Raw genomic sequence first — 11,592 nt, 5'->3', positions numbered from 1 at the left:
ATTTTTTTATTTTCTTTTATTTTCAAAAAACGATTTCATTAAAGCCGTACATTCTTGTTCAAGAACACCATAGACTACCTCGGTCTTTGGGTGGAGTTGTCCTCCTATGGCTTTATATCCTCTTTTTTCATCTGATGCACCATAAACAACTTTGGTTATTTGACTCCAATAAAGAGCTCCTGCACACATCTGACAGGGTTCTAAAGTTACGAATAAAGTACAGTTTTTCAAATATTTAGCATTTAAGTAATTGGCAGCAGAAGAGATTGCTTGTATTTCTGCATGGGCAGTTACATCGTGTAGTAGTTCTGTCAAATTATGACTTTTCGCTATAATTTGGTTGTTAGCTACTACAATTGCCCCTACGGGAATCTCTCCTTTGTCATATGCTTCTTTTGCTTCATTTAGAGCAATACGCATAAAATATTCATCTGTGAAAAATGTATCCATTCTTTTGTGTTAACATAAATGCAAAGTCAAAAGTAAAAACAAAATTGTAATTTTGTTTTTATTTTATTTAGAATGTCTAAAAACTTACTTGAACATATTAACACTCCGGCTGACTTAAAGAATCTTTCATTTGAAGAATTGAAAGGATTAGCTGTGGAGTTGAGAGAATTTATTATTGATATAGTTGCTAGTAAAGAAGGGCATCTAGGAGCAAGCTTAGGAGTTGTAGAACTAACGATTGCACTACATTATGTATTTGATACTCCTATTGATAATTTGGTATGGGATGTTGGACATCAAGCTTATGGACATAAACTACTTACTGGTAGACAACAAGTATTTCACACCAATAGACAAAAAGGTGGTATTAGTGGATTTCCTCTAAGAGAAGAGAGTATTTATGATGCTTTCGGAGTTGGGCACTCTTCTACTGCTATTTCTGCTATCTTAGGTATGGCTATAGCAGCTAAGCTAAAAGGGGAAGAAGATAGATTCCATATTGCAGTAGTGGGAGATGCCTCTATTGCGTCAGGGATGGCTTTTGAAGGATTGAATCATGCAGGGGTGACAGATACTAATATGCTAGTGGTGCTTAATGATAATGCTATAGGTATAGATCCTAGCGTAGGAGCATTAAAAGATTATTTGACAGCTGTGAAGGAAGGAAGGAATCCAAGAGTGAATAATATGATCAAATCTCTAAACTTTGACTATCACGGACCAATAGATGGACATGATTTACCTAGATTAATAAAAGAACTAGAGAGATTAAAAAATATTAAAGGACCTAAGTTTCTACATGTTATTACAACTAAAGGAAAAGGATTAAAACAGGCTGAAGAAGATCAAGTAAAATATCATGCACCAGGCAAGTTTAATAAAGATACAGGAGAACTAATTCCTAGAAAGGAGAGTGAATTTCCTTCTAAATTCCAAGATGTTTTTGGGTTAACTTTAGTTGAGCTTGCTGATGCAAACGAGAAGATTGTAGGGATTACTCCTGCGATGCCTACTGGTAGTTCGTTAAAGTTTATGATGGATGCTTATCCAGATAGAGCAATAGATGTAGGGATAGCTGAACAACATGCAGTGACATTAGCTGCTGGTATGGCCACTGAAGGACTTATTCCTTTCTGTGCCATATATTCCACTTTCTTACAACGTGCTTATGATCAGGTTATTCACGATGTGGCTTTACAGAACCTTCCTGTGATATTCTGTTTGGATAGAGCTGGATTAGTTGGTGAGGATGGAGCAACACACCAAGGTGTGTATGATATTGCTTATCTGAACTGTATCCCTAATATGATTATCGCAGCTCCTTTAAATGAATTAGAGTTGCGCAATTTATTATATACAGCTCAGTTAGGTCTAAATCAACCGATAGCAATACGCTATCCTAGAGGAAAAGGTGTTATTGAATATTCTTGGAAATTGCCATTTGAGAAAATTAATATAGGAAGTGTCTCTCAAATCAAAAAAGGAGATAAATTTGCATTTATCTCTACAGGAACTATTGGTAATAATGTAGTTAAGGCGATGGATATTTGTAATAGTGCTGCTTGGTCACATTATCATTTTATATTTGTAAAACCATTAAATGAGGAGATCTTACATCGTATTTGTCAAGAACACGAGAAGATAGTGACAATAGAGGACGGAACTGTTATTGGTGGTTTTGGTAGTATAGTGAGTCAATTTGTTACTGCGTATTATCCTCATATAGAGGTTGAAGTGTTAGGGGTGAAAGATACATTTATAGAGCACGCTACTGTGTTAGAACAGCAGCAATTATGTGGAATAGATACAGAAAGTTTAGTTGCAAAAATAAAGAATTAAGTTTTGGGAAAGATTAAGAGCGGTTTACTTGGTTTAGTTGTGTTAACGAGTTGTTTACAAACGTATGGACAAGAAATAACAGAAAGAAGTAATCAACTAGAAAATAAGAGTGTTCAAGATGTAAAGAAAGATACTTTACGCATAGATGAAAATCCATATAATCCACTGATGGGGGTTATACCTTATAAGGATTATAGTGGAGGAACGATACTATACGATAAAAACAATAGGGAAGAGCCTTTCTTAAAGCCTGCAGTGTACGTAGAGAGAAAGAAACCTAAAGTGAATAAAATAAAGACGAATTATAATCCTAATATAGATTTAAGTCTTTTGCCTATTAACAATGAGATAATTGGCTATTGGGAAAAAGAGAATCGCTTTGGATTAGATTTTAATCAGATCGCTTTTGTCAATTGGAGTGCTGGTGGGGATAACTCTATTTCAGGGCTTTTAAAAGGAGAGTTTGGGCGTAAGTATATTAAGGGGCGTTTATTGTGGGAAAATACTTTAAATATGAGGTATGGACTAAATAAGCAATCAGGAAGAGAATCTCGTAAGACAGATGATGTATTAGAGTTAAACTCTGCGTTTGGGTATAAATCTTCTGCAATTTCTGATTGGTATTATGTAGCGAAGTTAAACTTCAAGACACAGTTTACGAACGGATATAATTACCCAGATACTGATAATCCTGTATCGGCTTGGTTTGCTCCTGCATACTTATTTGTCGGGGTAGGAGCTGAGTATGTAGATCCTAAAACAGAGATGAAGTATTATATTTCACCATTAACTTATAAATCAACTTTCGTTTTAGACCAAACATTAGCAGATCAAGGAGCATTCGGTGTGACTAAAGCAGAGAAAGATGACCTAGGTAATATTATTAGACGTGGATCTAAATATAAAGCAGAGATAGGTTTTTTATTGAGCAGTGAGTGGAAGAAAGAAATATTTAAAAACATGTTTTATCAACATAAACTTACGTTGTATAGCGATTATTTAAACAACTTTGGCAATGTGAATATCATGTTTGAAATGAAGTTGGATCTTAAGGTTAATGATTATGTACGTGCTAATGTAGGAACTTATATGATTTATGATGATAATGTTAAGAATAAAGTGATGAGAGACGGTGTACAGGTTATAGAAGGACCTAAAATGCAGTTTAAACAAACTTTAGGAGTAGGGTTAACTTACGCGTTTTAATTCTAAGAAGCTATGAGAAAATTACTAGTTATAGGTATTGTGTTGTTGAGCAGTTTTATCGCTCATGGACAAGAATACGTTGAGTCAAATGAAAATATAAATGAGACTGTTCAAGACTCTTTGAGAACTGTAGATTTTAAATACAGAGAAGATCAGTTTTACTTTGGTGTCACACATACTTTAATGCAAGATAAACCTGCTGGTTTTTCTCCTAGCTCAGTATCTATTGGATTGAATGGAGGGTTCTTGAGAGACTTTCCTATCAATAAATCTAGAACTGTGGCTATAGCACCTGGAGTGGGATATTCTTACCTGAACTTGAGAGGGAACCTTGGAATTACACCAGAGAATGAACATGTTATTTTAGGTTCATATAAGAAAAGTAGCTTGTCATTGCATGCTATTGACTTCCCGATTGAGCTACGCTGGAGAAATTCTACACCTTATAGTCATAAATTTTGGCGTATTTATTTAGGTTTTAAAGCTAGTTATGTTTTTGGAGATCGTACCAAAACGACTACAGGAGATTATTCTGCTACTTATAAAGGAGATCCTAATGTGAATAAGTGGTTATACGGAGTATATCTATCAGCAGGGTTTAATACCTGGAATGTTTATATGTATTACGGTCTAAATAATGTATACAAAGATGAGGTATTGAAGTGGGATTCTAATAAGCTAAGACTCTTAAATGTAGGAGTCATGTTCTACATCTTATAGTTTATAAGTAGATATATAAGTGTAGGTATAATCCCAATACAAAAGCCTTGGATAATTTCTTTAGATGTATGTGCTCTAAGTAGTAATCTAGAACAAGCAACTATCCCAATTAAAAAGACGAAAAGAATTACTCCTATAATATTGGGTTGTTGTAATTCTACTAATATGTGGATATAGAACATAAAGCTAGTGACTAATGTAGTGATATGTACACTAGACTTTTGTTTTAATAACGCAAATACTAATAATAGAAGGTAGCTATTCATCAATCCCCAAATGTATAAGCGTATAGTATAAGCGCTATTGTTATATAGAATATAGTCTTTTAGTACAAACAGTAAAACAATATTGATGATAAAAGGGATGATACGCTCTTTTCTTGAGCTGACCATAACTGAAGTGTTGACTAGTTTAAGTGACCGCAACAAAAAGTAAATACATATAGGTAATAGGCAGGTTGTAATTAAAACTTGCCCTAATATAATTGACATTTCTACTGAAGAAAAATAGAAATGTGCTAACGAAAAATACAATAAAGTCGTTAAAAAAGGGACTGTTATTGGATGAAAAATAGAAGAGAATAATTTCGCTGTTTTTTTCATTTAACAATCAGTATTAAATACGTTTGCGCATTCTAGCTACAGGAATGTCTAATTGCTCTCTATATTTAGCTACTGTACGTCTAGCGATAGGGTATCCTTTGTCTTTAAGTAGCTCTGCTAGTTTATCATCTGGATAAGGCTTTTTCTTATCCTCTTCATTAATAATATTTTCTAATATTTTTTTAATCTCTAGTGTAGATACTTCTTCACCTTGGTCATTAACCATTGCTTCAGAGAAGAAGTTTTTGATTAGTTTTGTACCATAAGGTGTATCTACATATTTACTATTAGCTACCCTAGACACAGTAGAAATATCTAGGCCTACTAAATCGGCAATGTCTTTTAAGATCATTGGTTTTAGTTTGGTCTCATCTCCTGTCAGAAAGTATTCTTCCTGATACTCTACTATAGCATGCATTGTCACAAATAAGGTTTCTTGACGCTGTTTTATTGCATCTATAAACCATTTAGCACCATCTAGTTTTTGTTTGATAAACTGCACTGCATCTTTTTGCGCACTAGAAGATTTTGCAGATTCCTTATACGACTGTAGCATCTCTTGGTAATCTTTAGAGATGTGAAGTTCAGGCGCATTTCTACCATTTAATAAAAGCTCAAGTTCACCTTCATTAATTTTTATTGTAAAGTCTGGTACTACGTGTTCTACAGTACGTTCATTACCTATGTATGCTCCTCCTGGCTTAGGATTTAGCTTTTCTATTTCGTCAATAGCATTTCTAAGTTTTTCTTTTGAAACACCATATTTCTGTAATAATTTATCGTAGTGTTTTTTTGTAAAAGCGTCAAATTGATCCGCTATAATCTCTGTAGCTAAATCTACAGCGCCAGATTGCGTCTTGTGTTTTAACTGTAATAGAAGACACTCTTGCAAGTCTCTAGCACCTACACCTGCAGGGTCTAGTTCTTGTACGATTAGTAATATTCTCTCTACAGTTTCTTCATCAGTATAGATACCTTGAGTGAATGCTAAGTCATCTACTAGGTCCTGTGTCTCACGTCTTAAGTATCCCATGTCGTCAATACTTCCTACTAAGAACTCTGCAATCTTTCTGTCACCTTCACTTAACATAAAGGTATTTAGTTGATTTAACAGGTCTTGATGGAATGATTCATGTGCGATGATAGGCATTTCGTATTCGTCATCATCTTTACTGTAGTTATTTGCTTGTAATTTATAGTCAGGTGTTTCGTCATCACTTAGGTATTCATCTATATTGATATCCTCTGCTTCTATGCGTTCATTATCATAATCTTCAAAGTCATTGTCAAATTCATCCACATCTGTAGACTCGTTTTCTTTACCAGTCTCTAGAGCAGGATTCTCAATTAGCTCTTCCTTCAGTCTTTGTTCAAAAGCTAAAGTAGGCAATTGTATTAACTTCATCAACTGGATTTGTTGAGGAGATAATTTTTGAGATAATTTGAGTTGTAAACTTTGTTTAAGCATTCTTTTGTGAATATTAATTACAAATAAAAAAAATGTTTACTTTAAAACATATTCTTTTTCAAATTTAATGAAAATATGTGATAAAGTAAACACTTTTATAAAGGTCTTATTATATTAAAACTCTGCGTTCTGCGGTGTTCTAGGGAAAGGAATCACGTCTCTAATATTCGTCATTCCTGTCGCAAATAATACAAGACGTTCAAAACCAAGTCCAAATCCACTGTGAGGAGCTGTTCCGAATTTTCTTGTATCTAGGTACCACCAAAGCTCTTCTTTGTCAATTCCCATTTTTTCTATTTTCTCTAATAGTACATCATAGCGTTCTTCTCTTTGAGAACCACCTACGATCTCTCCAATACCAGGGAATAGGATATCCATTGCTCTTACTGTTTTTCCATCTTCGTTCATTCTCATATAGAATGCTTTGATTTCAGCAGGATAATCAAATAAAATTACCGGACATTTAAAGTGTTTTTCTACTAAGTAACGCTCATGCTCACTTTGTAAATCTGCACCCCATCCATCGATGATATATTTAAACTTCTTGTTTTTATTAGGCTTACAGTTTCTTAAGATATCTACAGCCTCAGTATAGCTAACACGTTTAAAGTTGTTATCTACTACGAAACGAAGTTTTTCTAATAGTGTCATTTCGCTGCGTTCAGCTTGAGGTTTTGTTTTTTCCTCATCTTGTAAACGCTTGTCTAAGAATGCTAAGTCATCAGCACATTTATCTAGTACGTAGTTGATTACATATTTGATAAAGTCTTCTGCTAAGTCCATGTTGTCGTCTAAGTTGTTAAACGCAACTTCTGGCTCGATCATCCAGAACTCTGCTAAGTGACGAGATGTGTTTGAGTTCTCAGCACGGAACGTTGGTCCGAATGTATATACTGAACCTAATGCCATAGCATAAGTCTCAGCTTCTAGTTGTCCTGATACAGTTAAGTTAGTAGTCTTTCCAAAGAAATCTTGTGAGAAGTCTATTTTTCCTTCTTCTGTACGCGGTAGATTATTTAAGTCTAAGTTTGTTACTCTGAACATTTCTCCTGCTCCTTCTGCATCAGATCCTGTAATGATAGGTGCATTGAAATAGAAGAATCCATTCTCTTGGAAATATTTATGCACTGCATAAGATAAAACACTACGCACTCTCATAATAGCTCCAAATACATTTGTACGGATTCTCAAGTGAGCATTTTCACGTAAGAATTCTAGAGAGTGTTTCTTAGGTTGTATCGGATACTCTTCTGGATTAGCTTCTCCGTACACTTTAAGATTTTCAACTTGTATTTCTACAGTTTGACCAGCCCCTTGGCTCTCTACTAATGTTCCTCTAACTGAGATTGCAGCTCCTGTGTGAATCTTTTTTAACAACTCTGCTGGGAACTTATCTAAATCAACAACACATTGAATATTGTTAATCGTAGATCCATCATTCAAGGCGATAAATTGGTTGTTTCTAAACGTTTTTACCCATCCTTTTGCTTTAACTTCATGGAGTAGACCTTTGCCTGCCAGTAGATCGTTAATTTTCGTATGTTTCATCGTGATTTATAATTTTAATAATCAGTGTCTTATTTAGACAATTTCAAATACTTGCAAAAATAGTAAAATATTGTGTATTATGGAATAAAGAAATTGCTATAATACGGTAATAATTACATGAGAATAAAGAATAGGCTAATTAGAAAGAAAGAATGGAAGTACTCTAATTGTTGGGAATAGTAGAGAACTGGGCGATAGTGGTAGAAGAGAAGGGGGATACAAAACAAAAGCAGCCTATTTGTAGACTGCTTTTAAACCATTATTTAGCGTTTTTCTTTTTGTTGATTCTGTCTTCTGCTTTTTTCATAGCGGCTTGTTGAGAAGTTATCTTGTGTTCTTTAGCATAATTAAGTACTTCTAAAGTGGTGTTGTAGATGTTTTCAGTGCGTTTTAAAGCTTCATCTAGCCCATAGTGAACTATCTCACCAAAAACATTAATAATTCCTCCTGCGTTGATTAAAAAGTCGGGAGCATAGACAATTCCTCGTTCTTGTAGTCTTTTGCCGTGTATAGCTTCTACTGCTAATTGATTGTTAGCTGCTCCTGCTATTACTTTTGCTTTGATTTTTTCGATAGTATCATCATTGATAGTCGCTCCTAAAGCACAAGGAGAATAGATATCTACATCTTCTGAGTATAGGTCTGTACCAGTAAATATCTTAGCATTATATTTTTTTGCTACTTCACTAACTCTCTCTTCATTGATATCTGTGATTGTAACTATGGCTCCACTGGCAGTTAAGTGTTTTACTAATGTCTCGCCGACATTCCCTATTCCTTGTACCAGCACTTTTTTACCTTCTAAGTTATCAGACCCAAATTGATAATGTGCCGCCGCTTTTAATCCCATAAATACTCCATATGCAGTTACAGGCGAAGGGTTGCCTGATCCTCCTAGACTTTCTGATATACCAGTCACATGAGGTGTGATAGAGTGGATTAGATCCATATCTGCAGTGGTAGTACCTACGTCTTCAGCTGTGATATATCTACCACTAAGAGAGTTGACATAATGGGCAAAAGCTTTGATGAGTTCTGGACTTTTATCCTTTTTAGAATCACCCATGATTACAGCTTTACCCCCTCCTAAGTCTAGTCCGGAGATAGCAGATTTATAAGTCATCCCTCTAGAGAGGCGTAGTACATCATTTAGCGCTTCCCATTCTGATGTGTAGTTCCACATTCTTGTTCCACCGAGTGCAGGACCTAGTGTAGTATTGTGTATACCTATGATTGCCTTTAATCCAGATTCTTTATCGTGACAGAACATAATTTGCTCATGATTGTCAAAGGATATTTGTCCAAATACTGGAGATATCTTTTTAAGCTCTTCTGGTGAATAGATTGTTGTATTCATAATCAATGAATTTTAGGGTTAGTTATCTATAAAGATAAGTAAAAAAGCATTGATTATGAGTGTGGTATGTTCTGTTTTTGATAGAAATAGAGATATCGCAATAGCAATTCCCTAATCAGAAAGTATATGATAAAAAAAAATCCGCACACTTGCGGATTTTTTAAACTTTCATGATTTCTGCTTCTTTTGCTGCAAGAATATCATCTATTTTTTTTACGTAACCATCAGTTAACTTCTGAACTCTCTCTTCAGCATCTTTACAGATATCTTCAGATGTTCCGTTTTTCTCTTCTTTTTTGATATCGTTATTTGCATCTTTACGAGCATTTCTGATACCTACTTTAGCATCATCCGCTTCAGATTTAGCTTGTTTAGCTAAATCTTTACGTCTTTCCTCTGTTAATGCAGGGATATTGATGATAATGTTGTCTCCGTTATTCATTGGATTTAAACCTAGATTAGCGATCATAATTGCTTTTTCGATAGGTTGTAACATGTTTTTCTCCCATGGAGTAACAGTTAATGTACGTGCATCAGCTGCATTTACATTTGCTACTTGAGATAGTGGAGTTTGTGAACCGTAGTAGTCTACGAATACTGCTCCTAACATCTGTGGAGATGCTTTTCCAGCGCGGATGTTTAATAATGTTTTTTCTAAGTGAGCTACAGTATTGTCCATAGACTCTTTGGCAGCGTCGATTATTAAATTGATTTCTTCTGTCATAACTATAGATTAATTAACGTTTACGGATACAGTAGTTCCTACTGAATCTTCTCCTTGGCAAACTTTTAATAAATTATCTTGTTTATTCATATCGAATACTACGATTGGTAATTCATTTTCTCTACTTAGAGTAAATGCTGTAGTATCCATTACATTTAGTCCTTTTGTTAAACAATCGCTGAAAGAGATTTTTTCAAATTTAACTGCTGTTGGATCTTTTTCTGGATCAGCTGTATAAACACCATCCACTCTTGTTCCTTTTAAGATTACATCAGCATTAATCTCTACTCCTCTTAATACAGCAGCTGTATCAGTAGTGAAGTAAGGGTTACCTGTACCAGCACCGAAGATTACGATTCTTCCTTTTTCTAAGTGGCGAACAGCTCTTCTTTTGATATAAGGTTCTGCTACAGCCTCTATTTTTAAGGCAGTCTGTAATCTAGTTAACATTCCAGCAGCTTCTAATGCTCCTTGTAATGCCATACCATTGATAATGGTAGCAAGCATTCCCATGTAGTCACCTTGTACTCGGTCCATTCCTACATTTGCTCCAGCAACGCCTCTAAAAATATTTCCTCCACCTATTACAATCGCAATTTCAACACCTAAATCGTGAACTTTTTTTACTTCAGCAGCATACTCTGCTAATTTCTTAGGATCAATACCATATTGTTGATCTCCCATTAAGGCTTCTCCACTTAATTTTAGTAGAATTCTTTTGTACTTCATTGAAAGATATTTTTAAAGTTTTGCAAATATAAAGATTATATGCTTCTATGGAATAGCTTTTTTAAAAATATGTTGATTCTCTTCGAATGTCTGTTTTGCCGTTTGATATCCTAAGTCATAAATCTCATCCATTTTCTTCTTACTACGCTCAAAGGTAGAGTAGAGCGTTAGCTCTTTGGGTTCTATAAGCCAGTCACATAGTTTGCCTAACTTAGCGTTGTTTATCGTAGTCATCAGCTCATATGCTCTGAATGTCACTGATCGTATAGATGTTAGACTATCAGCAGTTACTTGTTGTATTGGCGTTACATTGCTCCCGATGATGTAATCGCATTTACCTTTTAGTAATTCGATTGGAAAGTTGTTGATAATCCCTCCGTCACTATATATTTTATTGCCAATTTGATATGGTGAAAATACACCAGGGAATGCACTAGATGCTAGGATTGCATCTACTATCTTTGTCTTTTTATTAAATACGTGCAATTTGCCACTGACGATATCAGTAGCGTTGATGTATACAGGTATGTCTAAGTCACCAATGGTCAGGTCACTAAACACTTTATTCAAATATTTGTCAAAAGCGTTTACATCCATTAACCCTGCTTTTTTTAAAGTAAAGTGTTGCCAGTTAAAGATATTAACAGACTTAAAGAACATCAATATTTCTTTTGGTTCTATGCCTCTTGCGTATAATGAAGATACTATAGAACCAGCACTAGTACCTGCTAGATAGTTTGGTTTGATCTGTTGTTCGTCTAAGAACTGTAATACTCCTGCATGGGCTATACCTTTATAACCACCACCTGATAGCACTAATCCGATTTTGGTTTTATGTATCATAATTTTAATGTTTAAGCACGTCTAAAATGATCTATATCTATCAGAATATACATTATCTTAAGCTATTAACGATCTAAGCATGTCTTTTAGGCGCTAAATTTGCTTG

General features: G+C 34.7%; 11 protein-coding genes. 3 read left to right on the top strand and 8 right to left on the bottom strand.

Annotated elements, in window-relative coordinates:
- Window positions 1–6: 6 nt before the first annotated feature.
- A complete protein-coding gene (locus AABL85_RS07105; protein ID WP_286413457.1) occupies window positions 7–450 on the bottom strand; it encodes a nucleoside deaminase in 444 nt (147 codons plus the stop codon).
- A 72-nt stretch (window positions 451–522) separates the two neighbouring features.
- Here AABL85_RS07105 and AABL85_RS07100 point away from each other — a divergent pair, with 72 nt between their 5' ends.
- Genes AABL85_RS07100 through AABL85_RS07090 form a run of 3 tightly spaced genes read left to right on the top strand, consistent with a single transcriptional unit; the run spans window position 523 to window position 4,215 of the window.
- The gene (locus tag AABL85_RS07100) at window positions 523–2,289 is read left to right on the top strand and encodes a 1-deoxy-D-xylulose-5-phosphate synthase (protein WP_341309629.1); all 1,767 of its coding nucleotides are present in this window, start codon (window positions 523–525) and stop codon (window positions 2,287–2,289) included.
- Window positions 2,290–2,292: 3 nt separating this feature from the next.
- Window positions 2,293–3,495 carry a DUF3078 domain-containing protein gene (locus AABL85_RS07095; protein WP_286436766.1) on the top strand — a complete coding sequence of 401 codons (1,203 nt, stop codon included), beginning with the start codon at window positions 2,293–2,295 and terminating at the stop codon, window positions 3,493–3,495.
- Window positions 3,496–3,507: 12 nt separating this feature from the next.
- Entirely contained in the window at window positions 3,508–4,215 is a 708-nt protein-coding gene (locus tag AABL85_RS07090; RefSeq protein ID WP_341309628.1) for a porin family protein, read from the top strand.
- Here AABL85_RS07090 and AABL85_RS07085 read toward each other — a convergent pair.
- The 7 genes from AABL85_RS07085 to AABL85_RS07055 form a co-directional block, all read right to left on the bottom strand.
- On the bottom strand, window positions 4,203–4,607 hold the full coding sequence (locus tag AABL85_RS07085) for a phosphatase PAP2 family protein (RefSeq protein ID WP_286436764.1): 405 nt from the start codon (window positions 4,605–4,607) through the stop codon (window positions 4,203–4,205). The two genes, AABL85_RS07090 and AABL85_RS07085, sit on opposite strands and share 13 nt — an antisense overlap.
- Window positions 4,608–4,830: 223 nt before the next feature.
- Window positions 4,831–6,285, bottom strand: a complete 1,455-nt coding sequence (gene rpoN / locus AABL85_RS07080) for an RNA polymerase factor sigma-54 (RefSeq protein WP_341309627.1) — start codon at window positions 6,283–6,285, stop codon at window positions 4,831–4,833.
- Window positions 6,286–6,399: 114 nt separating this feature from the next.
- Window positions 6,400–7,833: an asparagine--tRNA ligase gene (gene asnS, locus AABL85_RS07075; protein ID WP_286413463.1), complete on the bottom strand. Its 1,434-nt coding sequence runs from the start codon at window positions 7,831–7,833 to the stop codon at window positions 6,400–6,402.
- Window positions 7,834–8,092: 259 nt separating this feature from the next.
- Window positions 8,093–9,190, bottom strand: a complete 1,098-nt coding sequence (locus AABL85_RS07070) for a Glu/Leu/Phe/Val dehydrogenase dimerization domain-containing protein (RefSeq protein ID WP_341309626.1) — start codon at window positions 9,188–9,190, stop codon at window positions 8,093–8,095.
- A 160-nt stretch (window positions 9,191–9,350) separates the two neighbouring features.
- Complete coding sequence (gene frr / locus AABL85_RS07065) at window positions 9,351–9,914, bottom strand: ribosome recycling factor (RefSeq protein ID WP_286413465.1); 564 nt, start codon at window positions 9,912–9,914, stop codon at window positions 9,351–9,353.
- Between the two features lie 9 nt (window positions 9,915–9,923).
- On the bottom strand, window positions 9,924–10,643 hold the full coding sequence (gene pyrH / locus AABL85_RS07060; protein ID WP_006262791.1) for a UMP kinase: 720 nt from the start codon (window positions 10,641–10,643) through the stop codon (window positions 9,924–9,926).
- A gap of 45 nt (window positions 10,644–10,688) precedes the next feature.
- The gene (locus tag AABL85_RS07055; RefSeq protein ID WP_286413466.1) at window positions 10,689–11,486 is read right to left on the bottom strand and encodes a patatin-like phospholipase family protein; all 798 of its coding nucleotides are present in this window, start codon (window positions 11,484–11,486) and stop codon (window positions 10,689–10,691) included.
- Window positions 11,487–11,592: the final 106 nt, after the last annotated feature.

The organism is Myroides odoratimimus (assembly GCF_038039805.1).
Taxonomy (GTDB): domain Bacteria; phylum Bacteroidota; class Bacteroidia; order Flavobacteriales; family Flavobacteriaceae; genus Flavobacterium; species Flavobacterium odoratimimum_B.
The sequence above is the reverse complement of the archived record's forward strand: the minus strand, read 5'-3'. Positions and strand labels throughout refer to the sequence as shown.